This is a genomic window from Dactylosporangium sp. CA-052675, assembly GCF_050947935.1.
In the GTDB taxonomy this organism is placed as follows: Bacteria; Actinomycetota; Actinomycetes; order Mycobacteriales; family Micromonosporaceae; genus Dactylosporangium.
Genome location: NZ_CP192010.1, coordinates 3,549,168 through 3,575,489 on the forward strand (window position 1 = coordinate 3,549,168; position 26,322 = coordinate 3,575,489).

General features: G+C 69.3%; 24 protein-coding genes. 13 read left to right on the forward strand and 11 right to left on the reverse strand.

The features are described 5' to 3' along the window. Positions 1 to 78: 78 nt before the first annotated feature. The 3 genes from ACQP1P_RS16155 to ACQP1P_RS16165 form a co-directional block, all read right to left on the reverse strand. Entirely contained in the window at positions 79 to 933 is an 855-nt protein-coding gene (locus ACQP1P_RS16155) for a TRADD-N-associated membrane domain-containing protein (protein WP_433087483.1), read from the reverse strand. Between the two features lie 378 nt (positions 934 to 1,311). Next, complete coding sequence (locus tag ACQP1P_RS16160; RefSeq protein ID WP_433087484.1) at positions 1,312 to 1,989, reverse strand: hypothetical protein; 678 nt, start codon at positions 1,987 to 1,989, stop codon at positions 1,312 to 1,314. A gap of 225 nt (positions 1,990 to 2,214) precedes the next feature. Then, positions 2,215 to 2,640 (reverse strand): DUF6924 domain-containing protein, encoded by a 426-nt coding sequence (locus ACQP1P_RS16165; RefSeq protein WP_433087485.1) that lies wholly within the window; start codon positions 2,638 to 2,640, stop codon positions 2,215 to 2,217. Positions 2,641 to 2,976: 336 nt separating this feature from the next. On the opposite strand from ACQP1P_RS16165, the gene ACQP1P_RS16170 reads away from it, so the two are divergent. The 4 genes from ACQP1P_RS16170 (at position 2,977) to ACQP1P_RS16185 (ending at position 6,384) form a co-directional block, all read left to right on the forward strand. Then, on the forward strand, positions 2,977 to 4,140 hold the full coding sequence (locus ACQP1P_RS16170; RefSeq protein WP_433074446.1) for an IS110 family transposase: 1,164 nt from the start codon (positions 2,977 to 2,979) through the stop codon (positions 4,138 to 4,140). Positions 4,141 to 4,243: 103 nt separating this feature from the next. Further along, a complete protein-coding gene (locus ACQP1P_RS16175; protein WP_433087486.1) occupies positions 4,244 to 4,840 on the forward strand; it encodes a hypothetical protein in 597 nt (198 codons plus the stop codon). Next, positions 4,837 to 5,859, forward strand: a complete 1,023-nt coding sequence (locus ACQP1P_RS16180; RefSeq protein WP_433087487.1) for a nucleotidyl transferase AbiEii/AbiGii toxin family protein — start codon at positions 4,837 to 4,839, stop codon at positions 5,857 to 5,859. Before ACQP1P_RS16175 ends, ACQP1P_RS16180 begins: the two co-directional genes overlap by 4 nt. A gap of 69 nt (positions 5,860 to 5,928) precedes the next feature. Continuing rightward, positions 5,929 to 6,384 carry a hypothetical protein gene (locus ACQP1P_RS16185; RefSeq protein WP_433087488.1) on the forward strand — a complete coding sequence of 152 codons (456 nt, stop codon included), beginning with the start codon at positions 5,929 to 5,931 and terminating at the stop codon, positions 6,382 to 6,384. A gap of 93 nt (positions 6,385 to 6,477) precedes the next feature. Here ACQP1P_RS16185 and ACQP1P_RS16190 read toward each other — a convergent pair whose 3' ends face one another. Further along, positions 6,478 to 8,106 (reverse strand): hypothetical protein, encoded by a 1,629-nt coding sequence (locus tag ACQP1P_RS16190; protein WP_433087489.1) that lies wholly within the window; start codon positions 8,104 to 8,106, stop codon positions 6,478 to 6,480. Between the two features lie 265 nt (positions 8,107 to 8,371). On the opposite strand from ACQP1P_RS16190, the gene ACQP1P_RS16195 reads away from it, so the two are divergent. Further along, entirely contained in the window at positions 8,372 to 8,962 is a 591-nt protein-coding gene (locus tag ACQP1P_RS16195; RefSeq protein ID WP_433087490.1) for a hypothetical protein, read from the forward strand. A 25-nt stretch (positions 8,963 to 8,987) separates the two neighbouring features. On the opposite strand, the gene ACQP1P_RS16200 is transcribed toward ACQP1P_RS16195, so the two are convergent. Then, positions 8,988 to 9,938, reverse strand: a complete 951-nt coding sequence (locus ACQP1P_RS16200; protein WP_433087491.1) for a tyrosine-type recombinase/integrase — start codon at positions 9,936 to 9,938, stop codon at positions 8,988 to 8,990. 338 nt (positions 9,939 to 10,276) lie between these two features. On the opposite strand from ACQP1P_RS16200, the gene ACQP1P_RS16205 reads away from it, so the two are divergent. From ACQP1P_RS16205 to ACQP1P_RS16235, 7 genes are all read left to right on the forward strand, one after another. Beyond that, positions 10,277 to 10,828, forward strand: coding sequence for a hypothetical protein (locus ACQP1P_RS16205; RefSeq protein WP_433087492.1), 552 nt, complete (start codon positions 10,277 to 10,279; stop codon positions 10,826 to 10,828). A 474-nt stretch (positions 10,829 to 11,302) separates the two neighbouring features. Continuing rightward, positions 11,303 to 11,878 carry a uridine kinase family protein gene (locus ACQP1P_RS16210; protein WP_433087493.1) on the forward strand — a complete coding sequence of 192 codons (576 nt, stop codon included), beginning with the start codon at positions 11,303 to 11,305 and terminating at the stop codon, positions 11,876 to 11,878. A gap of 216 nt (positions 11,879 to 12,094) precedes the next feature. Continuing rightward, on the forward strand, positions 12,095 to 12,988 hold the full coding sequence (locus tag ACQP1P_RS16215; protein WP_433090015.1) for an ISL3 family transposase: 894 nt from the start codon (positions 12,095 to 12,097) through the stop codon (positions 12,986 to 12,988). Beyond that, positions 12,985 to 13,446, forward strand: coding sequence for a hypothetical protein (locus tag ACQP1P_RS16220; protein WP_433087494.1), 462 nt, complete (start codon positions 12,985 to 12,987; stop codon positions 13,444 to 13,446). The genes ACQP1P_RS16215 and ACQP1P_RS16220 overlap by 4 nt, the downstream gene beginning before the upstream one ends. Then, complete coding sequence (locus ACQP1P_RS16225; protein ID WP_433087495.1) at positions 13,443 to 13,577, forward strand: hypothetical protein; 135 nt, start codon at positions 13,443 to 13,445, stop codon at positions 13,575 to 13,577. Before ACQP1P_RS16220 ends, ACQP1P_RS16225 begins: the two co-directional genes overlap by 4 nt. Before the next feature lie 217 nt (positions 13,578 to 13,794). Next, entirely contained in the window at positions 13,795 to 14,655 is an 861-nt protein-coding gene (locus tag ACQP1P_RS16230; RefSeq protein ID WP_433087496.1) for a GNAT family N-acetyltransferase, read from the forward strand. Positions 14,656 to 15,244: 589 nt separating this feature from the next. Beyond that, on the forward strand, positions 15,245 to 16,003 hold the full coding sequence (locus ACQP1P_RS16235) for an SDR family oxidoreductase (RefSeq protein WP_433087497.1): 759 nt from the start codon (positions 15,245 to 15,247) through the stop codon (positions 16,001 to 16,003). 33 nt (positions 16,004 to 16,036) lie between these two features. Here the strand turns inward: ACQP1P_RS16235 and ACQP1P_RS16240 are convergent, their stop codons facing one another. The 6 genes from ACQP1P_RS16240 to ACQP1P_RS16265 all read right to left on the reverse strand — a co-directional run bounded on the left by ACQP1P_RS16240 (position 16,037) and on the right by ACQP1P_RS16265 (position 25,425). After that, a complete protein-coding gene (locus ACQP1P_RS16240) occupies positions 16,037 to 17,854 on the reverse strand; it encodes an Hsp70 family protein (RefSeq protein ID WP_433087498.1) in 1,818 nt (605 codons plus the stop codon). After that, positions 17,851 to 19,866, reverse strand: coding sequence for a hypothetical protein (locus ACQP1P_RS16245; protein WP_433087499.1), 2,016 nt, complete (start codon positions 19,864 to 19,866; stop codon positions 17,851 to 17,853). Before ACQP1P_RS16245 ends, ACQP1P_RS16240 begins: the two co-directional genes overlap by 4 nt. Positions 19,867 to 19,874: 8 nt before the next feature. Further along, on the reverse strand, positions 19,875 to 20,978 hold the full coding sequence (locus ACQP1P_RS16250) for a hypothetical protein (protein WP_433087500.1): 1,104 nt from the start codon (positions 20,976 to 20,978) through the stop codon (positions 19,875 to 19,877). Then, the gene (locus ACQP1P_RS16255; protein WP_433087501.1) at positions 20,975 to 22,066 is read right to left on the reverse strand and encodes a hypothetical protein; all 1,092 of its coding nucleotides are present in this window, start codon (positions 22,064 to 22,066) and stop codon (positions 20,975 to 20,977) included. The genes ACQP1P_RS16250 and ACQP1P_RS16255 overlap by 4 nt, the downstream gene beginning before the upstream one ends. Further along, entirely contained in the window at positions 22,063 to 23,991 is a 1,929-nt protein-coding gene (locus tag ACQP1P_RS16260; RefSeq protein ID WP_433087502.1) for a protein kinase domain-containing protein, read from the reverse strand. The genes ACQP1P_RS16255 and ACQP1P_RS16260 overlap by 4 nt, the downstream gene beginning before the upstream one ends. 159 nt (positions 23,992 to 24,150) lie before the next feature. Continuing rightward, entirely contained in the window at positions 24,151 to 25,425 is a 1,275-nt protein-coding gene (locus ACQP1P_RS16265) for a diguanylate cyclase domain-containing protein (RefSeq protein ID WP_433087503.1), read from the reverse strand. 91 nt (positions 25,426 to 25,516) lie between these two features. On the opposite strand from ACQP1P_RS16265, the gene ACQP1P_RS16270 reads away from it, so the two are divergent. Further along, a complete protein-coding gene (locus ACQP1P_RS16270) occupies positions 25,517 to 26,305 on the forward strand; it encodes a DUF4097 family beta strand repeat-containing protein (RefSeq protein ID WP_433087504.1) in 789 nt (262 codons plus the stop codon). Positions 26,306 to 26,322 lie beyond the last annotated feature (17 nt).

A 26,322-nucleotide genomic window follows, 5' to 3' on the forward strand; every position in this document is an offset into this window, starting at 1 on the left:
TCAGCGGCGCCTCAGTTCATGCCACATGGGCGAACCGGCAGACCGTCGAAGTTAGTCGCTCCTGTGTGGTGCGGTCTGTCAAGGGCTGAGCCGGGGCTCCGAGGCAGCATTGGCATTAGTGTCGCCACTATGTCCGTTTGTCCGAGGTCCTGCATCGATATAAACCCGCGGGGCAGAATCGTCACCGTCGCCGGACGCGCGCGCGGCTAAGATTTCGAGTTCAGCTATTGGCAATGAGACGCCTAGCAGTGATGTCGCTGTGGCAACCTTTACCGCATCACGAAGCGACTTCGTCTTGATCGCGGCGGCGGAGGCAAGTCCTGCGATGAAGCGGATTTCGCGGTCACGATCCTCGCGCAGCTTGTCAATTAAGTTGATCATGAGTTCGCGCGCTTTGTCCGCTCGCCGGAAGAACAGATAGCCGATCGCTTGAGTTACCAGTCCAGTGGCGCCAAGCACTCCAGCAGGTTCGGGCTCATTCGGATGCTGGAAGAGGTATGCGCACGCCCACATAACCACACCAAAACCTGCAATGGCGAAGGCTAGGCTAGCAATAAAGGTGACCAACGCCTGTTGGTAGCCTTGTGCGTAATATTTGACTATCAGACGCGTATGGCCATCCGAGTGCCGGCGAACTACGTCGGCGAGTGCTTCGGCGGACTCGCCGTCACCGTCGCTGCCGAAGTTGACAAATATGTCACCTATTGAATCGCGCTCGTTCCGCTCTTGAGATTCCGCTTGCACGCTGGGCGCGGTGGGTTCACCGTCGCTTGCGTTGCCTTTTCGCTCCGAGAGTCCGAGGGTCTGAATGAGGTCCGACTCGACGGTCCCTGCCTTCTTGCCTATAAATCTAGATACGGCACCCGCGATGGCTGCGGCTACGCCGGACGATCCGAGTGCCGCGATGGCGGCAAGAATCAACTCTGGGCCCATGGGTGATTCGCAAATTCTCCGTGTTGCCTAGTTTATGTGGAAGCTGTACCTGTGTGCCGAGTGCTAGTGGACCGCTTCGGCCCATCTCAAGTTACGAGCAAGTCTGACGACCAGCACATAACGGATATTGACTGAGGGTGACGTGCTAGCTATCTAGCCAAGCAGAGTTCAGCCCGGAACGGCATGCCTGAAAGGCTGTGGTCGTATCCGCTCATCGGTACGAGAGTGCACCAGAGCGGCGGAGGCGCAGCCACGCGGCGTGACGATCTTCGACTGGCCGGCGTGCGACACCCGCGACATGTGTCTACATCGCCGGCGCCGCCGACCTGGACGCGGTAGTCTACTTGCATAGTGCAAGCGCGACGGCCCGTCGTTGACTCAAAGGGTCTGACTCGGCGAAACCGGGCTCGCGGCTTCCGGATTACTGCTAGAGACGTCAGGCTGTTCACTAGCTTCGCGGTCGACAAAGGTCCAGTACGAGAGCTCGAACGTCTTGAGGATTGACCATTGGCCCATCGTTCGGCTCTGGACGGCCGCGCCGATCGCGGCAAGTAGGAGGAATACGGCCGATGTGCCGGCAAATAGGTGCTTGCTTCCAACGACTAGTTCAACAGTCGCGCAGATGCACGCGATCGCAAGTGGGATGACACAGTTTCGGAGCATTAACCCAATAGCCCGCATTCGACTAATTTCGGATGCCACTTCCCGGTTGGCCAACTCGGCCCGTGCTTGCAGGAGAAATCGACTGTACTTCAGGTAGCCACTGGCGGCTACTTCCGGATCCCGGTCCAGCATCAGCTTCGTTGCCTCCGGCCACGGCCAGAATCGCTGAGAGAATCGGTCGATGATCCTAATCAATGGCCATGTGACATGACCAACAAGGTAAGCAGTGATCGCGACGCCAATCACGATCAACAGCGATGGAACATCTTTTAGGTCTTTGGTGCTGATATCGATCCATCCCAGGCGGCTCGCTATATATCCGAAGACGGAAATGTAGAGAAAGCCAGGGATGGAGTAGGCGAACAAATCATAGATGCCAAGCGCAAAGGTCACTGTCGCCGCCTGCGGGGTCGTTGCTACCAGATATCAGACCGGAACCTATTGTCGCTGGTACGCGCAACCTTGTGACCATGCCGATCAGTGGTTCAGTCGCGTCCGGCCATCAGCAAGATCGCGTGCGCGCTCATCGGCATGTCCGCGAGCTCGGCAACCCACACGGCCGTGATGTCCTGTAGCGACCGGATCGCGGCTACCGCGCACATGACCTTGGGTATCGGGCTACACGCCGTCGAAGCCGCGATAGGCACCGGACTCGTCGGCCGCGTCGGCGAACTCGTTGAAGTCCATGTTCGCGATGCTGAGGTTGGCCGAGACGTCGGCATACCATCGGGGCGGCACGCGGAACGTCCGACCGGGCTCGTCGTAGAGATCGACAGCGAGCAGGGGGCGCTCGGGGTCGGTCATGGTGGTTGCGTCCGCAATGAAGAGGTAGGTCAGTTTGGCGTCTTCTGCCGCGGCGGCGTCGGCCTCGACCAAGTCCTGGATGGTGACGCCGAGGTAGCGGGTGTCGTTGACGTAGGTCGCGCCGTCGGCGCCGGTGACGGTCTGGATCTCTATCCAGGCGGCGTCGTCCGTAAAGTCGGTTCGCAGGACGAGCGAGCTCAGGTCGTCGGGTTGAGGCAGCGACAGCACGCCGACGATCATCCCATCCTCAAGGCCTCACGCTCGCGCCGTGTTGCCGACCCATGTCCCGACATCGCCGCATCCGGAGGCCGATCGGCAATTGCTTCACTACAGGACGAGCGCACTGCGGCTACTTATTTACTGGATCTACGACCGCAGCCCGGCCAGGCTTGGTCGAGGTGATCGGTGGGGTCGCTCGCATTCAGCGGCTGCCCGTCTGTGGTTGGGGCGTGGCTCTCATCTGGCATGCACCCTGCCGGTCACCGCGGCGTGGAGTGGCTCCAGAGGGGACTGCCCAGCTCAAAGTAGCGCTGCCCTCCCGCTGAACCCCGGTTCGGTCACAGCGAGGAGGAACGCGTGGGACGCGTCATCATCGGGATGGACCCGCACAAACGGTCGGCGACGATCGAGATCATCGACGATCGGGAAACGGTCTTGGCGGGTGATCGGTTCGGCACCGACCGGGACGGCTATCGTGCGATGCTTGCTCTCGGCCGGCGGCATCCGGAACGGCTCTGGGCGGTGGAAGGCTGCAACGGCATCGGCCGGCACATCGCGCAGCGGCTCGTCGCTGACGGCGAGACCGTGGTGGACGTGCCCCCGAAACTGTCCGCCCGGGCCAGGGTGTTCGCCACCGGCAACGGCCGCAAGACCGACCCGGTCGACGCGCACAGTGTGGCCGTGGCAGCGTTGCGCACCAAGGGATTGCGGCACATTGTCGCCGACGACGAGACGGTGGTGTTGCGGCTGCTCGTGGACCGCCGCGACGAGCTCGGCCGGGCCCGGACCGACCTGGTCAACCGCATCCACAAGCTTCTGCTGGAACTGCTGCCCGGCGGAGCCAAGACGTTCCTGTCCGCCGATCAGGCCCGAGCACTGCTGGCCACCATCCGGCCGCGTGACCTCGTCGGGCGAACCCGCCGCCGGCTGGCGTCCGAACTGGTCGGTGAACTGGTCCAGGTCGACAAGAAGATCAAAGCGGCGAAGCAGGAACTGACCGAGCTGGTCAACGACAGCGGCAGCAGCCTGCTCGAACTCAACGGCATCGGCCCGTCCGGCGCGGCCCGCCTGCTCGGCGACATCGGTGATATCCGCCGCTTCACCAGCCGCGCCCATTTCGCGTCCTGGAACGGCACCGCACCCCTGGACGCCTCGTCCGGGGATCAGCAACGCCACCGCCTGTCCCGGGCCGGGAACCGGCGCATCAACCGCGTCCTGCACATCATGGCCATCGTCCAGCTCCGCCACGACACGCTCGGCCGCGCCTACTACCGCCGTCGCCTCGCCGAAGGCAAGACCGCGATGGAAGCCATCCGGGCGCTGAAACGGCGCCTGTCCGACGTCGTCTACCGGCGCATGCTCGGCGATATCCAGCGGCTGGAGACGGGCCCGGGAGGACAACCGGGGGCGACTCTGCAATCCAGCGCGGCTGACCCAAACCCCGAGGTCAACACTTCGGAACAGTCACTTCCCGGACCCGCCGACCACCACCCTAGAACACCGAACTCACACGCCGCTTGACAAAGAGGGGCGCCAGATCCGGTAATGTGATCTTGGCTGTTCACCTTGTGCGGTCGCGGGGGAGGCCGCCGTTTGGCCTGTCGAGGGGGTTAGCCTCGCTGGCGTGCTTGACGGGGACTTCGAGATCCATCTGGCGTTGCTGGCCGATCCGCGGCTCGCCGGTTTCGCCCTGGCGCAGGGGCTGAAATACACCCGTATCGTGCTCGACCGCGGTGTGACTCCCGACCAGCCAATGCTGACGTTACGCACCTGCGGTCGGCTCGCCGCCGTGGCCGCCGAGGCGCACGGCTGGGAGGAGCGGCTGGCCGGGGACGGATTCACGGTCGTGCGGGTGAAGGTGGAGGCATCGCCGTTCAACGGTGGTGTGCCACAGCTCGATGCGGAAGCCCCACCGGACCAGTACTTCGAGCACCACGTCAAGCTGGTCGTCGATAATGCCGGCATCGTTCTGGCCCGGCGAATCAGCCTGCGGCACACCGCGCATGTGTCCCGCAACGCCCGCCGGGGTGACCCCGACGGGCGCCATGAGCGGTTCGTCACCCAGCGTTGCCGCGGCTGTGGCCGCCCGGAAGCACGCCGCCGCCTCGACGCACTGCTCGCGGAACTCACCTCGGCGAGGCTCACGATCGTCGAGGTCGAACAGGAGTACGTCGTGCTGGACAGCAACCCGGCTGTGGACGCCGGCTGGATTTCCGCATGAATCCGCACCGCTTGGCGATCGATCACATCCTCGCCCTCGTCGGTGACTCGCCGCTGGCGGATGTGCTGGTCCTGCGCGGCAGCGTCACGATGCTGGCGTGGGCGGGACCGCACGCGCGCGAACCTGCCGACATCGACTGGATCGTCCGGCCGGTAGCCGTCCAGCCCCAGGATCGCTGGTGGCCGTATCCGTATGTCGACGGGCTCCACCGCGTGCGTAGCGCGCCGGAGACCGTGCACCGCAGGCCACGAGACGAGCTGTGGGCGGCACAGGAATACGACGCCGAGGGCCACCGGCCACGCCTCCCGCCGGACGGGTTGCGCTGGCTGCGCGCCGACGATATCGAGCCCGACCGGCCGCATATGGATCTGCTCGAACTGCTGGAAGCCCATCCGCTGACACCCGACGGGGTGCGGCTCGACCCCGCACGAGCCGAGTTCGACGCCGCCTTCGGCTGCAGCTACGAGACGACGGGATACGACGGGGCGGGCGTACGCGTCATGGTGCCGTTCGACGGCGGTGCGGTACAGATCGATTTCGCGTACGACGAGACGCTGCCCGAGCCCGCGGTGCTGACCGCGATCCCGCGCATCGATGGCACCCCCACCGCACTCTGGACCGCGAGCGCGGCGCTGTCACTGGCCTGGAAACTTCAATGGCTCGTCGCCGACCACGCCGATCGAGGCAACGGCGACGGCAAGGACCTTCACGACGCCGTGCTCCTGGCCGAACTGCCCGGATCCGGCTGTCGCCACGGCTACGCCGGATGTCAGGCGTTGCAGAACTCGACCCGGCGACGGTTAGGACCTGGACCGTCACGAACCACCCCTCCATGCATGATGGCACCACAGACTGGCTCGACCGCCTCGTCTGCGCCCTCGAACCGCTCTTACCCGGTCGCCACGACCCCGACGCCAACCGCCCCTAGTGCCCCTGACTGCCCTCCAGCCCGCAGGAGGACGCGCTACTTTCGGCAGATCCGCACGCCGAACCGCCAGATGGGCCCTCACGGTCTGTAGCGCGCGGATCGCGGCAGATGTGCGCATTCTGTAAGCGAGCCAAGTCCAAGGTTGCGGCATCCTGGTCGGGTGCTGACCGATGACTTGATCGCTCCGCTGGCGGCGTGGTCGCCGTGGCTTCCCTTTGACGATGCAGCACTATCCGCGCCTCGGCTTCCGGGCGTCTATCTCGCACGGGAAGGAGCGGAGGGCGAACTGGCCTACGTTGGCATGGCTGGTGAACGTCGCGGTCAGGGACTGCGCGGTCGGCTGACGGTCTACCGCCGCGGGAAAGCTGCGGTCAGTGGGCTGGGAGAAGCGGTGCTTGATCGAGCGCTGGCTGATCCGGCGTTCGTCCGGCAGCACCTCAACGAACTCGTAGCTGGTCGACCCAAGCGTGCCGCTGCATGGGCCCAAGATGCTCTACGCCGCGCCGAACTGTACGTCCGATGGGCTGTCACCGCAGATCGAGCAACGGCGGCGACCCTTGAGCGGGCGGTTCTTGACGCTCTGGCTGCCTCGCCGTTGTGGAACCGCGCGCGATAGCGTCCGCTGCATCGCACGCATCGATGTGGCCGCCCGGACAGCGGATGCTGATCAGGCTGGCTCTCAACACAGTCGCGGGTGGAAGGTTGTGCCTCATGCAGGCGGCGTAGTGATTGGTTGCGATGGGTCGCGACGATGGAACTTTTGGAAAAAGGGCGGCCGCCGGCCGACGCCGAAGGCGTCGTACACGTCGTTAAGGACTCGTTCACTGTACCCGATCATCACTGAAGCATCAGCCGCCACAATGATGGCGGCTGCTATGGTCGTTATCCACGGAGCTAGAGAATGGGGCAGTTCGATAAGCAGATACGTGGCCGCGAGCCCGGTGCATGTTCCCAGTGTAGACATCAACATCAGAACGCGTAGCAGCCGTCGAACTTTTGTATACGACTCTCCGTCTTCGAGAAACAGTTCCGGATTCAACCGCAACAACGTGTTGCCAAAGGCGCCCGCTCCCAGCAAAGCAAACGTCGCGAATGCGATCCACCAAGCAGTTGGCCGATCCAGAAGGTACGCTGGGACGATTTCGGCCACACCGAGCACAAACGGTATCGCTGTATCCCGAAAAGTCGGTGCCCACCGCGCGATGGTAGTGAACCACAAATATTCGTACGACACGATGATCAGGCCGACCAGATTTAGTATCGATTGAGCAAGGGCCGGTGTGATGGCGTGCGATGATACGGAACTTACGTAACGGGTGGACTCACTTACGATCGCCGCCAGGGCCACACCTTGAATGATGCTAATGATCATCAGGTAGCCTTGAGGGAAGTTGTCGACCGAGCGGCGGACAAGCGTCTCGGTATCGAGAGGCTCAAGGATGCCGGCCCGGATTCGGTCTGCAGGAGGATCGTTCTCTCGTTTTGGTGGCGGAGGTGCCGACGTCGAATTCTTTGGTGCTGGCACCGTAGCTGCGACCTCTGGTCGATAGGTCGAATACCCGCTAGCAGACCAAGAGCTCAGCAGGGAGAAACCGGCTACCGTAGTCAAGCTGATTGCTGGCAACAGGTCGCTGATTTGATGATCCGTTGAGGTCAAGGTAACCTGCCCGGCGGCAGCTATCAGGGATACCAAGGTAATTACAATCGCAAGCCGTGCCACGAAACCAGTGCTGAACGAAGTCACCGACGGTTTGGTGAAGCGAGTTATCCGGATGGTGAGAACGATGACGACAACTACGGTAAGGACGGTGGCGGCGTACCAGTCAAGCCAATGCCGAAATGGACGCCCATCCCGATATGCCTGATGCAGGTGATCGGTTACCCCGGACCACATGAGCAGTACGAGCAGTGGCGGCAGAACCCACACGATTACATTGCGCAGAAAGTCGACTGAGTCGGACCCGATCCCATCTTCCGCAGGATCGTCTCGCGTAAGATCCGCCATGAGTGCAAGCATTGAGTAAAACAGCATTATGCCAGCAACACAGAATCCTACGCCTGCAGTCGTTTGAAGGGATGCGACGCGCGAAGTACCCTGCTGTTCACCAGAAACCAGCGCGTAGTCAAGACTCGACGCAACGAGTCCGACGAAGGCGCTCAGCAGTGGCGCGATACTGCGCAAGGCCGGTCCTTCCGTCCGCCTACTTTGACGCTGCATCGTGAGTAATGCGATCAAGCCAGCAAACGAGAAGCCGGCGAGCAGGCCCGCGAGTTGCGAATAATAGCCGGCTACCTGAGGCAGGTTGGTCGGAGGACTGCTGAGCAGAATGCTGCGCACAGGCGTACTCATCTCCGTGGTTTGCTTGACGCTAGACGCGCATCAGGATCAACCTCTTCCTGAAAATATCGAATCTCGAGTTGGAACAGGTAGTACGCACGGCCATTGCGACGCGGCCACGTGTCTGGATGTGGAGATGAAGACCTTCGACGGGCGTGCCTGCGCGGCATCCGCTCATCGGCATGTCCGTGAGTAGGGGACCGGGTTCGCCATTACGTTCTGTAGCAGCCAAATCGCGGCAGATGAGGATGCCGTCGCGGACGTCATGATGGAAGGCGTGGATGGTCATCCAAACTACTCGGCTGCGGACTTGGAGATCGTGACTCTTCGCGAAGCGGTCGCGCGCCGGCCAGCGATGTATTTCGGGGACTACGCGGCCGAGGACTGGCCTTTAGTGATCGCGGCCTGGACGGCCACCGACCTGCTGGACTACGTGGTCACGCCGAGGCCCCGCGCGATGGTGACGCTGCATCGAGATGGTGACGTCTCCGCCGCAGTGTCGGGCGCTCGGCTGACTTGGCCTGTGGCCGCACGGCCGCGATCGGCGGACGACGTGATCCGCCGGCGGATGTGGTGGCACCAGCTTGGCTCCTCCATGGCGGTGACCGTGCTCCGCAACGGCACACCGTCAGGAATGGCCGACGTCATCGGCGACGAACTGGTCTGGAATGACCTCAGCATTGCGGTGCGGTTGACCCTCGATGCCGATTTCGTCGGTGTTGCGCCTCAGATGTGGTGGCGAGACGGTGTGGCGAGACTTCGAGCCGTCTTCGCTACAGATCGCTTCCGACTGCCGCCGGACCAGCAGCTCACGGTCACCGATGAAGCGGCCGGGACCGTGGCAACCATCGGCTGATACAACACCCGGTCACACGGCGTCCTCATCTCGGCATGGTCGCGAGCCGCCGGGTCAGGTTCCGGAGGCCATGTAGGCGGCGAGGATGTAGTTCGGGTGGCGGTCGAGATTGTTGCGGGCCCGCTCTGGCGTACCGCATCGTGGTGCGCGGGTCGGCGTGGCGGGCGGCGATCTGCACGTCGCGGAGGCTGACCCCGGCGTCGAGCATGGTCGTGACGAACGTATGTCTCAGCATGTGAGGGTGCATCCTCGGCATCCGCACGCCGGCCGCCGCGGCCAGGTGTCGGAGGCGACGGGACGCGGCGTGGCGATCCATGCGACCGCCGAGCATGTTGCGCAAGATCGGCCCGTCGACCCGCTCGCCGACGGCGCGTTCGATCGCCCGGGCCACCGCGGGTGGCAGCGGGACGAGGACGACTTTGCAACCTTTGCCACGCACCCGTAGGACGCGGTGGCCGTGTTCTTCGCCGAGGTCGGTGATGTTGGAGCCGCAGGCTTCGAAAATCCGCAGCCCGAGCAGACCCAGCAGGGCAATCAGGGCGAAGTCGTTCGGGTTGACCGACAGCCGGGCGGTGGTGATCAGGGCCTCGAACTGCAGGTGCCCGAGGCCGAGGGTGGGCGACTCGGCGGGGACGGTCGGCCGGCGGACGTAGTCGGCGGGTGAATGCTGCAGGATTCCATCGATGACGCGCACGCGGTAGAAGCCGGTCACGATCGACAGTCGGCGGGAGACGGTGGACGGCTGGTAGCAGCGGACGTCCTGCAGCCAGCGGACGTAGCGTTCGATGTCGATCCGGACTGCGGTGAGCGGGTCGAGGTCGTGGTCGGCGCACCAGCGCAGGAAGACGCGCAGGTCGGACTCGCTGTGCTGTCGGGTAAGGCCGCGGTAGCGACCGAGGTAGGCCGCGACCGCGGCCCGCAGGACAAGGTCACCCGGCGACTCGAGGCGGGTGCCGGGGGTAGGAAATGCAGCCATGTATTACGATGCGTCACCAGCCACGATGAACGCCAGAGCCTCCGCCGCGGCATGAGCGAGCAGGCAACTCCCATCAAGCGGTCGTAGCGATCCCGCGGCCCGGGCCCTTCGGCCAGCTCGGTGAGTGTCTGGTAGCCGCCACGCAGGTTTACCTCGGTCGGCACCGAATTCCGTTTCGCGGTTTGAGCGTCGGCAATGACGGGCTGGGCCGATGAGGGTCATGTCGGCGACGATGGCAGCGTTTCCCAAACCAAGATTCTGGCGGATTGGTGAAGGACCTGGTCGGATTCGGAGACGAACGGAATCTACGGGGCGTGCTACGGATACCATCTGCCGCGATGATTACGTCTCACCGCTGGTATGACGTTCGCACCCTCAAGCTCGGGCAGTGGCTGATCGGTGCCGCTGTCGCGACCGTGCTGGCGATGCTGGGGTGGCTCGCGCTGCCGGTGGTCACGATCGTGTGGTGCCTGCATGACCTCAACAGGTGTACCACCGGGCATCCGGGCATGTCCGAGGTCCAGGAGGTCGCCGAGATCAAACTTCCGAAAGACGCACGCCTCCGTTACTCCTTCTACAGTCAATGGCTTGAGTGGGAGTTGTACGCCATCGTGGCGTTCCCCAGCGACGAGACGGACCGGTTCCTGGCCGACAACGCGGTGCCGCCGCCCAGCACAACCAGCCGCGTCGCTCCGGACGGAATAAACGTGGTGGGCGACGAGGACCGCCAGCCGGCATGGCATCCGGAACTGGTCAACTCCTACGCCGGTGTCCACGCCTGCACCACGACGACATGCCGGGACCCGATGCTAGACAAGGATGACGCCAGAATCACCGTGCTGTACATCCACGTGCTCTCCGACGATCAGCCAGCCCCGACACCCAGCTAAGTGCACACCCTGACCAGCCTCGTCACCTCAATCGTCGCCCGCACGGTTGGAGGTTTCGTTGGAGCTGGCGCTGAACCGGCTGGCACAGGGACTTGATCCCGTGGAGGGCGGAGTCTCCTGGTTCAACGGGATGGCAGTCGACGATCGCAGAATGGTCCTGCGGAATAGATCGTCTAGAGGGGAACCAGATCCGGTAGCCGCCCAGAGCGGGCAGCCATTGCTTAGCGTAACTACTGATGGCTAGCCAGAAGACCAAATCCCCACCCGCCATTTTGATCGATGCGTGCCGCCGCAGAGTGGCTCCCGAAAGTCGCGGCTATTGAGCGAGGGAGACAGGCTCGTCCGAACCGGAAAGTGCGCACATCTGGGTCCCCTTCCTTGGCTCTGGTTCAAATTCCGTGAAGGCGCCGTCTCGTTCAAATCCGGGACCGTCAGCTACGGTGATTCGTCGTCGGTATGCGGAGAGGGTCACACATGGTCGTCGATGTGGCGCAGACGATTGCTACCGAAGTACTCCGGCGCGACCCTGTGAACGGAATTCGGATCGTCGGCATCGACGGCCCCAGCGGATCGGGCAAGAGTGTTCTCGCAGCTCAGGTTTCGAGGCTGCTCGCGGCTCCGATCATTGAGATCGACGACTTCGTCTCGTGGGATTGCTTCGCGGACTGGTGGCCACGCTTCGATGCCCAGGTGCTCAGCCCCCTGCTCGCCGGTCAAGACGCCGTTTACCAGGCCAGGGACTGGAACGATTGGTACGGATCCTCGCTGGGCGCATGGAAGACCCGGCATTGGCAGCCCACGATGATCGTGGAGGGCGTCACGTGCACCCGCAGCGCAACGACAGGCCGCCTCGCTTACGCCGTCTGGGTGGAGGCGCCCGCAGATCTTCGACTGGCCCGCGGGATGGCACGCGACACGGCATTCCCCGGCAAGAAAGCTCTGTGGCAGCGGTGGATGCTTGAAGAGGACGCCTTCTTCGCCGCGGACAACACCCGGAACCGCGCCGACGTCATTGTCGACACCTCGACCTTCGGTGTTGCCACCACATGACCGCCGCGCGGCCGTGCGAGGCCCTGTTACTTGATGGCTGGCGGGTCCCGAGCTCGTCGACGAACGGGTCCCTAAGTCGGCTCTGGTGTGAACGTCCTGATCGATGGTGGACGATGATCTGTTGAGCGGGTTCGTGATGCTGTTGAACGGCTGTTGGCCCACTTGGACGGTGTCGAGATCGATGAGGTTGCTGAAGCTGGTGGCGGCTTGGTCGTCGTGGCCCGGGCTCGGGGGCGGCGGGCAGGTTGCCGAGGTTGTGGGACGTCGTCGGCCAGAGTGCATTCGCGGTATCGCCGGATGCTGGCGGACGTTCCGGTTGGTGGCCGGCCAACGCGGATTGTGTTGGGGGTGCGGCGGTTCTTCTGCGTCAACGCTGCGTGCGAGGTGCGGACATTCGCCGAACGGGTGCCGTCGTTGACACGGCGTTGGTCGAGGGTCAGCGAAGGGCTACGGGAGATGATTGCTGCGGTCGGGCTTTCGCTGGCCGGGCGAGCCGGGGCGCGGCTGGCGCTGGTGCTGGGGATGCCGGTCAGCCGCCACCGACTGCTGCGCCTCGTCAGAGCGCTGCCGGACCCTCCCGCCGGGGCGGTTGCTGTGCTCGGGGTGGACGACTTCGCGGTCAGGCGTGTCCATCACTACGGCACCGTGCTGATCGACTGCGAAGCCCGCCGGGTCGTCGACCTGCTGCCCGGCCGTGACGCCGGCCCGCTGACCAAGTGGCTGCAGCAGCATCCCGCACCGCAGGTGATCTGCCGGGACCGGGCCAGTGCGTATGCCGACGCCGCCCGCACCGGCGCTCCGCAGGCCGTTCAAGTCGCCGACCGGTTCCACCTGTGGCAAAACCTTGCCGCCGCAGTGGAGCGGTGCACGGCTCGGCACCGGCCCTGCCTCGAGGAACCCGGCGAGCCGGCTGACGGGCGTGTCGAACAACCGGAGTCTGCTGCAGTTGCCGAGCACGTCGGGGCGATGGCCGAACGACGCCGCGCCCACCACGCCTGGTGCACGAACTACTGGGGCAGGGCGCCGGGTTCCGGCAGATCGCCCGGCATCTGGGCTGGAGCCGCCGCACCGTGTCGCGATATGCCCACGCCGCAACGTGGCAGGAGATGATCGTCGGGCAGAAGGTCCGGCCCAGCCTGGTCGACCCATTCAAGCCCTACCTGATCCAACGCATCGCCGAGGGCTGTCTCAGCGCCGTCACGCTGCACCGCGAGCTCCGAACGAAGGGCTTCGCCGGCAGCTACGCGATCATCCGCAAATTCGTCGAGCAGTACCGCAGCAAACCCGATCTGACGGCGGTGCGCCGCCCACCATCGGTGCGGCAAGTGACCAGCTGGATCTGCCGACGGCCTGACGACCTCGCCGACCGCGACACCGAACAGCTGCAGTCCATCCTCCAGCGGTGCCCGGAACTGCGCGCCGCCGCCGCGTTGGTGCGGTCGTTCGCCGAGATGCTCACCCGTCTGCGCGGGCAGCAGCTCGGTGCCTGGATCACCGCAGCCGAAGCAGCGCACTACCCGGCATCACGAAGTTCGCAAGGGGTCTCACCGCAGACCTGGACGCCGTGACCGCCGGACTCACGCTGCCCTTCAGTTCCGGTCCGGTCGAGGGCAACGTCAACCGCATCATTCTGAAACGACAGATGTACGGCCGAGCCAACTTCGACCTGCTGCGCAAGCGCGTGCTACTCGCCCCATGAGCCAGCGAAGATCAATCACGATGTTCGCACCAGAGCCGTCAACGGGGCCCAGATGTGCGCGATTTCCGGGCCCAGGTGGGCCGATTTCCCTTGATCGTTATCCGTGAGTTTCGGGCCCACCGTGCGAGGTGGTCGCGATCAGAACGGCGGTTCGGCTGTTGACCCTCTGGGCGGGCTGGTGATGGATTCACTGACCAAGGTCAGCTAATCTCGGGGCATGGAGGCTGACCTGGTCGAACGGGTGCGGGAGTTCAACCGGTTCTACACCGAGCGGCTCGGGCTGCTCACCGACCACTATCTCGGCCGCGACCGGCCGCTCGGCTCGTCGCGGCTGCTGTGGGAGGTCGGCGACCGCGCCGCCGTGCGTGACCTGCGGGAGCGGCTCGGCCTGGACTCCGGGTATCTCAGCCGCCTCCTGCGCCTGCTGGAGGAGCAGGGCCTGGTCCAGGTCGTGCCCGACCCCGCCGACCGGCGCACCCGGATCGTCGAGCCGACCGCGGCCGGCCGGAGGGAGCGGCGGATCCTCGACGAGCGCTCCCGCGACGGCGTCGTCGCGCTGCTGGGCGAGCTCGGGCCGGCCGAGCAGGCTGAGCTGGTAGCCGCGCAGGGCACGGTCCGGCGGCTGTTGCGGCTCGCCTCGGTGACCATCGCCCCCGTGCCGGCCGACGACCCCCGCGCCTGGCGGTGCCTGCACCGCTACGCGGCCGAGCTGGACCGGCGCTTCCCCGGGGGCTACGACGCCGCGACGCTCACCCGCCCCGCCGAGCTCGACGCGCTGTGGCTGGTCACCGAGCGGGACCGGCCGGCCGGCTGCGGCGCCTGGGTGCGGCTGGAGCCGGGCGTGGCCGAGATCAGGCACCTCTGGATCGACGACACCGCACGCGGCCTCGGCCTGGCCCGGCGGCTGCTGCGGCGGCTGGAAGACGACGCCGCCGGGCAGGGCGTCAACACGTTCCGGCTGGGCACACACGGCTGCCTGACCGAGGCGATCGCGCTGTACCGCAGCAGCGGCTACACCGAGGTCGAGTGGTACGGCTCGTCGCCGTACAACCAGCTGTGCTTCGAGAAGCGCCGCTGACGCGGCGTTGAATTTGCGGTGTCGGCGCCGCTCCCAGGGGCTGCTACACACCGGGAATGACCGAAACGGACCTTCCCGGCGGCCGGACCACCGGCGCCACGCTGGTCCACGGTGTGGCGCACAAGCGGGCCACGCCGATCCGCTGCCGGCATCGAGGCTGTCACCGACGCGTTTTGGACGGAGCGGCCGGCGATTTCGTGCATCGCCAGCCCCGGTCCCGGCCAAAGCTCCGGCAGACGCTCGTCACCCATCGGGTCACGCCCGTTCCCGAGGAAATAGAGGAAATGCAGTAGCAGCGAAGGCCTCGGGCCAGTTCGGAGTCGAGGTAGCCGATCCGTGGCCTTGCGGGGACTGCGCCGGAACGCCCACGGCGCAGTCGCGACGAGCACTTGAACCTTCCACGGCCAGAGCTGGTGGGAGCTCGGCAGCCACCGGCGCCGTCGCAGCCGCCGTCACACGGAGCCAGGTTTGCCCGGACGATTGCCGGGCATCCCGCGAGCTGCTCACCGCGGAAGTCCCGCTCGCGCGCCGCCGAACCCGGCCGTCGCTGCTGGGCAAGGCGGGTGTGTCCAACACCTCCGGAGGCCACATGACGAACGTGCAGCGCGACGGCCGGGTCGCCCTGGTCACGGGTGCGAGCCGGGGGATCGGCGCGGCGGTGGCCCGGGTGCTGGCATCGCGGGGCATGCGGGTCGTGGTCAACTACCGCAGCAGCCGCGGCGAGGCGGACGAGGTGGTCGCGTCGATCGGGTCCGCCGGCGGCCGGGCGATGGCCGTGCAGGCCGACGTGCGCGACGGTGCCGCCGTGGCCGGCATGCTCGAGCAGGTCCGCGCCGCCATGGGCGAGGTGGAGGTGTTGGTCCACAACGCCCTGGTGCCGTACGCCATCAAGTCCTTCGAGACGATTTCGGTCGACGAGCTGGGCAGCAAGGTGGAGCAGGAGGTGCGAGCGGCGTTCCTGGTCACCAAGGCCGTCGTCGCGGGCATGACCTCGCGCGGCTACGGGCGGATCGTCTACCTCGGCGCCGTGCTGAGCCGCCGCCCCGACGAGGGCATGATCGCGCTCGGCACCGCGAAGGCGGCCCTGAGCTCCTTCGCCCGCTTCGTCGCGCAGGAGCTCGGTCCGCGCGGGATCACCGTGAACGTGGTGGAGCCGGGGCCGGTGAGCGGGCTCCTCCATGCCGCCCTCGATCAGCAGCAGCAGGCGCGCATGGCGGCCCAGACGGCGTTGGGCCGCATCGCCTCGCCGGACGACGTGGCCCGGGCCGTCGCCTTCTACGCCGGCGACGACAGCGGATGCATCACGGGCACGACCGCGCCGGTCAACGGCGGCCTGGTCATGAACTGACCCGTCCGAGCCGCGACGGCGAGGGCGAGGGGGTCAGTGGGCGTAGCGGTCGCCCGCGTACTGCTCCAAGGCCTCCTTCACCAGCTCGTCGCCGAAGCCGCTGGTGCTCGTCAGGAAGAACACACTGTACGGCCGGGACCAGAAGCGCGCGGTGCCGTGGTCGCTGCCGAGCGCGGTGTTGCTCGCCGGCGTGCACACCAGCCAGCGACTGCCGCGGTACGGCCGGATGTACACCGTCGCCATCAGCGACCACGGGAACGTGGTGTCGTGGCCGCCCTTCGTCACCGTGATGCCCGTCGCGTCGATCCTGGTCGGGCGGGTGTCCCGCGCGCTCACCGCCCACTGGAACAGCTTCCACACCAGGCCCGCGCCGCCGCCGAGGATCAGCAGCCAGCTCAGCAGCGTGAACAGGAGGCCGTCGAAGAGGCCCAGGACGATGCCGGCCACGAACACCGCGGCGAAGCGGACCGTCGCCCGGCCGTGATGGCGGTACGGGTTCGGGATCAGCTTGCGCTTGTCCTGCTGGGGGGTGCCGTAGGGCGGCGGGGCGGGGGCCGCGGGGGGAGCCGGCTGCTGGGGCATCTTCACGGTGACCGACTCGCGGCGGGTCGGGGGTGTGGCCGGCGGCGGCCCGGTCACGACCGGCTCCCGCAGCGTCCCGCCGTCGTGCGCGGTGCTGCCGGTGCCGGGCCGCCACGGCGCGAGCGTGGGCGGGGCGGAGACGGGCACCCCGACGGGGGCCGCGGGCAGCGGCATCGTGCGGTTCCGGGGCGGCGGCTCGTTCGCCCGCATCGCGAGGTACCGCAGCGCCCCCTCGGCCACGACCAGCTCGGGATGCTCCACCCGGCGCGGTGAGCGGCCCGTCGCCTGGCCCAGCAGCGTCCCGACGAGCGGGGTGCGGGTCGCGCCGCCGACGAGGAACAGCTCGGCCCGGTCGTCCCGGCCGATCTTCGCGCGGCGCAGCACCTGCTCGGTCATCGCGACCGTGCGCTGCAGCAGCGCCCGGGCGTCGCGCTCGAAGTCGCCGCGGGTCACCGACACGTCCTCGTCGATGAGCGGTACCTGCACGCGCGCGACGCGCTCGGTGCTGAGCCGTTCCTTCGCGCCGCGGCAGTCGTCCCACAGCAGCCGGGCCGACCACCGGTCCGGGCCCTCGGGCTCCATGAGCCGGGCCCACTCGTCGGGGTGGCGGTCGCCGACCGCGCGGCCCACGCGGCGCTGGACGACCTCGTCCAGGTCGAGGCCGCCCACGTCATCCAGGCCGGCCTTGGCCAGCTGCTGGAACTCGCGGCCGGTGCGCAGCACGGCGGTCACGTCGCAGGTGCCGGCGCCGAGGTCGTACACGACGAGGGGGTCCCCGTCGGCGACCGTCGCGCCCGACGCGATGAGCTGGGCCGCGGCCGCCTCCGGCTCGCTGACCAGCGTCGGCTGGTGCAGCCCGGCGTGCCCGGCCGCGGCGCGCAGCACGCCCTGGCGGTCGGCGGACCAGGCCGCCGGATGGGTCAGGATCACCGTCAGCACGTCGGTCCCGGCCAGGCGGACGGCCTCGGCGTACACCTGGGCCAGCGTCGCCCCGATCAGCTGGGCGATGTCGAACTCGTCGCCGCCGAGCAGCACCCGCTGCTCGCCGATGCGCCGCTTCGGGTTGGGCTCGTAGCGGCCGGGGTCGAGGCGGGCCGAGCGCACGGCGGCGTTGCCGGTGACGAGCGAGCGGTGCTCGTCGGCCCACACGGCGGAGGGCAGCAGCGGCCGGCCGTCGAACTGCAGCGCGAACGGGGCCTCGCCCGGCGGCTGCAGGTAGGCGACCGTGTTCGTGGTCCCGTAGTCGATGCTGAGCCGGAACTCGCTCACTTGGCTCCCCCCTGCATGGCGAAGATGACGACCGCGACGAGGGCCACGACGACGAGCGCGGCCCCGCCCACCATCAGCAGCAGCCGGGGCGGGACGCGCGGGGGCCGTTCGGCCGCGGGGACGGCCGCCGAGCGGGTCACAGTGCCCGGCGGCGCGGCGCGCTGGCGAAGCGTCGTGCGCCGCTCGGCGAGCAGCAGCTCGGCGCGCTCCGGCCAGATGTCGGGCAGCCCGGCGGCCAGATAGAAGTCCCGCGCGGCGAGCTGGTCGACCCGCGCCTTGCCGACCAGGCTCGCCGGGAACCTGCGAAGGGCATAGGCCAGCGCCGGCGGTACCTCCGGGGCGTCCTCCCGCGCGAGGAACTTCAGCACGTCGTGCAGCTCGCGGCCCTGCTCGGCGCCGAGCCGCGGGCCGAACACGGCCAGCAGCAGCCGGTACCACCGGTCCTGCGCGACCGGCGCGTCGCCGGGCAGGAACGGGATGCAGTAGATGAGGAAGTCGGTGCGCTCCAGCGCGGTGTGGGCCTGGTCCACGGCCGCGGGGTCGAACCGGCGGCTCTCGGCGGCGCTGAGCAGCAGCTCGGTCATCTGCACGTCGGAGCCGGTGTGCCGGTTGGCCAGCTCGATGAGGTCGGCGAGCGCGATGCGGTCCATGAGCGCCTGGACGCCGGGCGACTGCAGCGCGGGCGGCACCCCGAAGGACGCGGCGAGCTGGGCCAGCTCGACGATCGCGGCCGGGCTGGCGCTCGCGTTGCGGCCGTGGCCGGCCCAGGCGCGCAGGTGGGCGTCGACGAGGCCCGGGTCGAACGCGGAGCGGCGCAGCGCCTCGCGCAGGGTCTTGCTGGCCCCGGCCCGCATCGCCCGCTGCACGACGAGCCGGGTGAGGACCTGGCTCGCGCCCGGGTGGCGGGCGGCGAGGGCCCCGCCGGACTGCCAGGCCTGGTACGCCCCCGCGAGGTCCCCGTCGTTGAGCTTGGCCGCCTCGCCCTCGATCTGGCGCTGCCCGGCCTCGGTGCGCAGCAGCTCCAGGTGCTCGGGCGCGGCCCGGCCGGAGGTGACCGCCTCCAGCAGCGTGGTCTGCAGGATGCGGCCGCCGACGAGCACGTCGCTCTGCCACTGCCGCACGTCCGCGGCGCCGGCGATGCTGCGCCCGCCGCGCAGCGGGGCGAGCTCGGCCGCGCCGCCGCGCCGCCACATGTCGGCGAGCTGCCGGGCGAAGCCGTCGCCGTGGCCACCGCCGGGATTCCCGCCGGGATTCCCGCCGGGATTCCCGCCGGCATTACTGCCGGGACTACCGCCGGGGCCGGTGCCCGGGTACAGCCGCTCGCGGGTGGCCGCGTAGCCGCTGCCGCCGGTGACCGCGTCGAGGAAGACCAGCCGGGGCAGGTCCGGGTCGGTGTCGTCGTCCTCGTTGGTGGCGAAGGTCAGGTCGCGCACGTCGCCGAGCACGTCGACGAGGCCGCGCACGAGGGCGGTCGCGGGCGCGTCGGCCAGGACCACGGTGAGCGGGGCGGCCGGGTTGGCCAGCACCCGCTCGAGCAGCTCGTCGAAGACGGGGCCGGGGTCGGTGACCGGCTGGGCGTTGGCGGCGTCGGCGTGCTCGCGCAGGGCCGCGTAGGGCACGGCGCCGAGCCGGCCCGGCGGGTAGGCGCCCGGGTCGTTGCGCCCGGCCCAGTGCGGCCAGTGCTCCAGGCCGAGGGCCAGCTGCACGGTGACGAGCTCGGCCGGGCCGATGAGGGCGTGCGCGATCGCGGCGCCGGGGCGGTTCTTGTCGTCGCGGGCCGGCACCTTGTGCAGGATCACGCCGTGGCCCTCGACGCGCAGGTAGGAAAGCGACGGGCGCTCGTTGCGGCCGGGGGCGCGGGTGATGCGCAGGGCCAGGCGCTCGTCCCACCACGCGACGGCGGACTCGGGCAGCGAGGTGGCGTCGGGGCCGACGCCGTCGTTGCCGGCGGCCGCGGACCGGGCCCGCCAGCGGAACACGATCTGCTCGATGCGTCCCGTTGCCTGTGTCATCGGACTCCTCAGTTGCCGAGGATGGAACGGTCGAGGACGCCGGTCATCGCGAACAGGGACAGCAGCGGGCGCAGCACCCGGCGGGGGCCGAAGCCGTCGGCCGGGAAGTGCCCGTCGACCGGGGCGACCCCGGCCGCGGAGGCGTAGTGCAGGCTCACGTCGCTGACCCGGTTGACCGGCGGCAGGAAGCGCTCGGCGCCGTTGGTGGCGAGGAACTCGTACACCTCCTCGCTCTCCTCGGCGACCGTGTGCAGCCGCGTGTTGTCGTCGCGGCCGAGCCAGCGGGCCACCTCGGGCCGCCGCGCGGCGAGCAGGTCGGACTTGGCGACCACCATCGCGGCCGGGATCGGCAGGAACTGGGTGCCGGACTCGCCGCGCACCTCGACCAGCCGGTCCATGACCGCGTTGAAGGCCGGGTCGCCGTAGACGGTCGCGGGCTCGCCGAGCGCGGCCGGCAGCGCCTTCTCCGGGTCGACCACGAAGATGAGCGCGTTGACGGCGGACAGGAACGACGTGTCGAGGAACCGGTCGCCGGAGCGGCGCCGGCGCAGCTGCTCGCCGGCCACGTCGAAGAACGCGACGGCGAAGTCGCGGCGGGCGTGGGCGCTGTACACCTTCGCCACATAGCTGAACGCGATCGGGCTGATCTGGGTCAGCGGCAGCTGCTCGCGCCGGTGGCAGAACGGCTCCACGAACCGGGTCATGTAGTTGTGCTCGATGGCCTCGTCGAGCCGCTCGACACGCAGGCCGAGGTCGGCCAGCTCCAGGTTGTTGCGCAGCGCCTCGACCATCGCGGCCAGCAGCAGCGTCTTGCCGGCCGCGCGGTGCCCGACGAGGCCGATGACGATCGGGTCGCCGTAGTCGCCGTAGCGGTCCGGCAGGTAGTGGGTGGTGGCCATGCCGTCGCGCATGAGCGTGCAGGAGCGCTGGGCGCCCAGCCGCCGCTCGGCGAAGGCCTCCTTGGTCTCGTCGGCGCCGCGGGGGCGGAACGGCCGGTGCTGCTGGGTCTCCACGTCGACCTCGACCCGCTGCGCCTTGCTCCAGTGGATCCACTGCAGGCAGATCGGGCAGAGCACGCGGCCGAGCAGGCGGCTCGGGCTCGCGAGGTTCACTTGGACCCTCCCAGGTTCGTGGCGATGAGAATGATCAGCAGCAGGGGCACGCCCACGACGACGAGCGCGATGACGCCCATGATGATCCGGCTGCTCAACTCGTCGCGGCTGTACCACAGCACGTCGGCGAGGCCGCGGGCGAAGCGCCACGCGACCTGCTGGGGCGCCTCGCGCTGCTCGCGGTACTGCCGCTTCGCCGCCACCAGCCGCCGGAACTCGTCGCGGGCGGGGCTGAGCGGCACGGCGGCCCGGGCCACGGCGGGAACGGCGACCGCCGGCGCGGGGGAGTACTGCTGCGGGATCTTGATCGTCGCCGTGGTGGCGTCGGACGGGTCCGAGCTCTGCCAGACCGGCTCGTAGCGGGCGTCCTCGACCCGCCGCAGCAGCTCGTGGGTGTCGGGGCGGTCCCGCGGGTCGTCGGCGAAGACGCCCTCGAGCAGCGCCGAGAGGGCCGAGCCGCCGCCCCGCCCGAGCTCCTCCCGCACGGCCGGGGCCGTGTCCGGCCCGCGCTGCAGCGCGATGCAGAACACGACCATGCCGGCCTGGTACACGTCGTGCGCCTCGGTAGCCAGCCGCAGCCCGTCCGGTCCCGGCGGCGGCTGCCACCGCGGGTCGAGGGCGGAGCGGGCCGGCTCGCCGACCGCGACCGTCTCGCCGAGGTTGACGAGCTGGGCGTGGATGCCGTCCCACAGCACGAACTCGGGCATGATCGCGCCGTGCGTGAGCCCGGCCTTGGCCAGGGTCTGGATCGCCACCAGCAGGTCGCCGAAGATCGTCAGCAGCGTCTCGGGCAGCGGCGCGCCGGGCTGCCCGGCCACGGGCACGCCGCGGTACGTGCTGGTGACGTACGGCTCCGGCCCGCTCAGGTCCGACTCGACCACGCGGCACACCTGCGGCGGGTACGTGGTGCCGGGCAGCGCGTCGAGCTGCCGCCCGGCGTGGACCTCGGCGTGGACGAGCCGCTGGGCGTCGGCGTTGCGGGCGGTCCGGCGCAGCACCCGCTCGCCGGTGTCCGCCAGGCGGCCCCACTGTAGCTCGAACTGGTCCGTGAAGCGCCGGTCCGATTCGAACTCGATGCGCACCGTCATGTGGGCAGTCGCTCCCCGTCGTCGGCGTTGATGGCGAACAAGGTGTATCCGTTGTCGAGGTACAGCACCCCGTCGCCGACGACCGGCGCCCGGGTGACCACGATGTCCGGCGCGGACCAGCGCGGGGTGCCGTCGTGGCGCGAGTAGGCGTGCAGGACCCCGGCGTCGACCACGTAGACCAGTGTCCGGGTCGCGTGCACGCCCGGCCACACGGCGACGCCGGGCACCTTCCAGCGGATCTCGCCGTCGGGGCCCAGCGCGGTCAGCCCGCCCGGTTCCGCCACGAAGACCGCGCCCGGGACCGCGTGCGGCACCCCGTCGCCGGGCCGCCGCCAGCGCAGCGCCCCGTCGGCGGGGTCGAGGCCGAGCAGTTCGCCGCCCGCGGGCTGCACCACGATCTCGGCGGTGGCGGCGGGCGCGAGGCGGGGCGGCAGGCCGGTGCGGCGGAAGCGGGGCACCCCGTCGTGGGCGCCGAGACCGAGCAGCTCGTCGCCGGCCCGCACCAGCACCAGGTCCCCGGCGGCGTCCAGGGAGCCGGCCGGGGCGGGCAGCTCGCCGTGGGACCAGCCGGTGCTGCCGTCGCCGCGGCGCTGCCGGACCGTACGCCCCTGGACGATGGCGACGCCGCCCGGCACCGGCACCGGCCGCATCGCCGCGGCCGCGGTGCGCCACACCTCGGCCCCGGTCTCGGCGTCGACGGCGAAGAGGTTGCGCTTGCCCGGGCCGAGCACGTGGACCTGCCCGTGCGCGTAGACCGGCTCGCCGTGCGCCGCGACCGGGAGCTGCCACCGCGGCGCCCCGGTGCGCAGGTCCAGCGCGACGGTCCTGCTCGGCGCCGGGCTGATCAGCGTGTCGCCGGCGAGCACGGGACGGTATCCCGGGGTCGTGGGCTCCGGGTGCCGCCAGCGCACGCTGCCGTCGGCGGCCTCGAGCGCGTGGATGCCGTCGTCGGCGCTCACCACGACGGTGTCACCGCCGGCCACGACCTCGCTGCGCGCCATGGCGTGACCGGCTCGCCACGGACGGCTCCGGCCCGGCCTGAGCAGCGCGTTCGCGGCGGCGTGGCGGGCGTCGATCGCGGCCAGGACCGGCGCGGGCAGCCACGGCCCGGCGTGCTCGGCGAGGCCGGCGGCGAGCCGCTCGCGGACCTGCCGCGCGGTGGGCCGGTCCTCGGGCGCCGCCTCGAGGCACTTGCGCAGCGTCCAGGTCATGCCCGCGGGCACCCCGACGAGGTTCGGGGCGCTGTAGTGCACGGCGTAGAGGTACTCGGCCATGTTGCGGCCCTCGAAGGGCAGCCGCCCGGTCGCGGCGCGCACCAGCACCGCGGCGAGCGCGAACACGTCCGAGGCGGGGGTCCCCGCCTTGCCCGCGAACCGCTCGGGTGCGATGTAGCCGACGGTACCGTGAAAATACTGCGACGCCGTGAGCCGGGCGGCATCGTCGGGCCGCGCGATGCCGAAGTCGATGATCCTGATCTGGTCGCGCAGCACGAGCACGTTGCTCGGCTTGAGGTCGCGGTGCACGACGCGCGCGTTGTGGATCGCGGCCAGCCCGCCGGCCAGCGCCGCGCCGAGCCGCCGGACGAGCTCCTCGGGCAGCGCCCCGGCCAGCTCCTCCACCTCCGCGAGGGTGATGCCGGGGAGGTACTCGGTCGCCAGCCACGGCGGCGCCCCGGCGGGGTCGGCGTCGAGCAGCCGCGCGGTGTGCTCGGACTCGATCTTCGCCGCGAGCTCGACCTCGCGCCGGAACCGCTCGACGAGCTCGTCGTCGTAGCCGGCGCCGAGGTGCAGCGTCTTGACGGCCGCGGCGGCCCCGGCCGCGTCCCGGCCCAGGAAGACCTGGCCCATGCCGCCGGCACCGAGCCGCCCGAGCAACCGGTACGGCCCGAGGCGGCGCGGGTCCTCAGCCCGTAACGGGTCAACCACCGCAGCTCACGACGTCCATGGTGCCTGCCTGGCGCAACCCACCCCGGCCGCACCCAGCGTGACGGCGCCGCCACGGAACGGACCGCTCATCGAACCGCTATGCCCGCTGCCGCCCCGAACCGCACCCGCCGCGAAGGTGAACCGGCGGCGTGGCGGCCGCTACGGGTGCGCGATGGCGAAGCGCGTCAGCCATTCGGCGTCGCGGGACTCGTCGCTGAAGGCGACGCGGCCGGGGCGGTGCTTCGCCCGGTACATGGCCTCGTCGGCCAGCTGCACGAGGCGCTCCGGCTCGATCGCGGTCTCCTGCGGGGACTCGACCACCGCCACGCCGATCGACGTCGCCACCGCGACCGTCTCGCCCGAGGACAGCTGGACCGGCTCGGCCACCGACTCCAGGATGCGCTCCAGCACCGGGGGGATGCGGTCCACCGCGCCGATCATCTCCAGCAGGACCACGAACTCGTCGCCGCCGACCCGGGCCACGAAGTCGGTGCCGCGGACCGTGGCCGTCAGCCGGTGCGCGACCGCCACCAGCAGCTCGTCGCCCGCCGCGTGGCCGTAGCGGTCGTTCACCGGCTTGAAGCCGTTCAGGTCGAGGAACAGCACCGCCATCGGGCCGCCGCCGCGGTGGACCCGGCCCGCGGCGTCGTGGATGCGGTTGACCAGGCGGCGGCGGTTGGCCAGGCCGGTCAGGGCGTCGTGGGAGGCCGCGTGCTCCTGGAGGCGCTGCTCGGTGACGTCGCGGTTGACGTACACGAAACCCGCCCCCTGGCCGTCGGGGCCGGTGAGCGTCGAGACGGACGACAGGACGGTCAGCGGGGCCCCGTCGAAGCGGCGTTCGCGCAGCTCGCCGCTCCACCGCCCGACGGCCGCGAGGTCCTCGAGGACCTGGCGGGGGCCGACCTCGATGCCGTCGTCCGTCGAGCACGTGGTGGCCAGCAGGGCGAAGAGGTCACAGCCGATCGCCTCGCCGGCCGGGTAGCCGTACAGCCGCTCGGCACCCGCGTTCCACGAGTCGATCACGTTGTCGGCGGTGCAGGAGATCACGGCGTCGGAGATGGCGTCGAGCAGATGGGTCTGGCGCCGGGCGTCGTCGAGCAGGGCCAGCGCGGCGCCCAGGGCCCGGCCGTGCTCCAGGGCCGCGGAGGCCACGGCCGCGACCGCCGCCACGAACTCGGCCTCGTCGGGCGGCAGCTCCCCGTCGACCTCCCCGTCGACCTCCCCGTCGACGCAGACGGCGCCGACCGCGCGGCCGTGCAGCACGAGCGGCGCGGTGAAGCCGCCGGACGCGCCCGGCCGCAGGGTCGCGGACACGGTGTGGTCCGGCAGCTCGGCGGCGAGCGCCGTCGTGAGGTACCGCAGCATGCGCTCCTCATCGAGTGCGGCGTCGAGCAGCCGCGCACCGATGCTCGCGACGACACCGAACCGGGACACACATCTCCATCGGCACACGACGGCCGGAGCTGAACCAATGTACGATGGCGCCATCATGGCGCCACGGCAGGGACCGCGGGAGGACACTCGCATGCCGACCACGTTCGACACGGCCGGGCCGGTCGCGGTGAAGGTCGTCCTCGACTCCGGCCGGGTGCGGGTGGTCGCGACCGAGCGCCGCGACGCGGCCGTCGCCGTGCTGCCGGCCGGGACGAGCGCCTCGGCGGTCAGCGCGGCCGAGCAGACGACGGTCGACCACGCCGCGGGCGCCCTCACGGTGAAGGCCCCGCACCGGGCGATCCTGCGCCCCGGCGGCGGCATCGACGTGTTCCTCGAGGTGCCGTCCGGCTCGAGCCTGGAGGTGCAGACCGTCCGGGCCGACATCAGCGCGCAGGGGCGGCTGGGCGATTGCCGGTTCGGTACCGTCTCCGGACCGATCCATCTCGAGCACGTCGGCGCGCTGAAGGTCTCCACGTCCGGCTCCGACGTCGTGGCGGGCCGCGTGGACGGCGTCGCCGACGTGCAGGGGGCGACGTCGAGCGTGCGGCTGCAGGCCTGCGGCGCGGACGTCGAGGTGGCCACCGCGAACGGGGGCATCACGATCGTGCGCGCGGCGGGCAGCGTGCGCGCGAAGACCGCCAACGGCTCCATCCGCGTCGGCGAGGTGTCCCGCGGGAAGATCCTGCTGAGCACCGCGCGCGGGTCGATCGAGGTGGGCATCGCCGCCGGCACGGCCGCGCTCGTGGACGCCCGCTCGACGCTCGGCAGCGTGCACAACCTCATGGCGGTCCGCGGCGGCCCGGAGGGGTTCGCCGAGCGGGCCGAGATCCACGCGCGGACGTGGTACGGCCAGATCACCCTCCAGCGCGCCATGCCCTGAGGGCGCGTAATTCGATT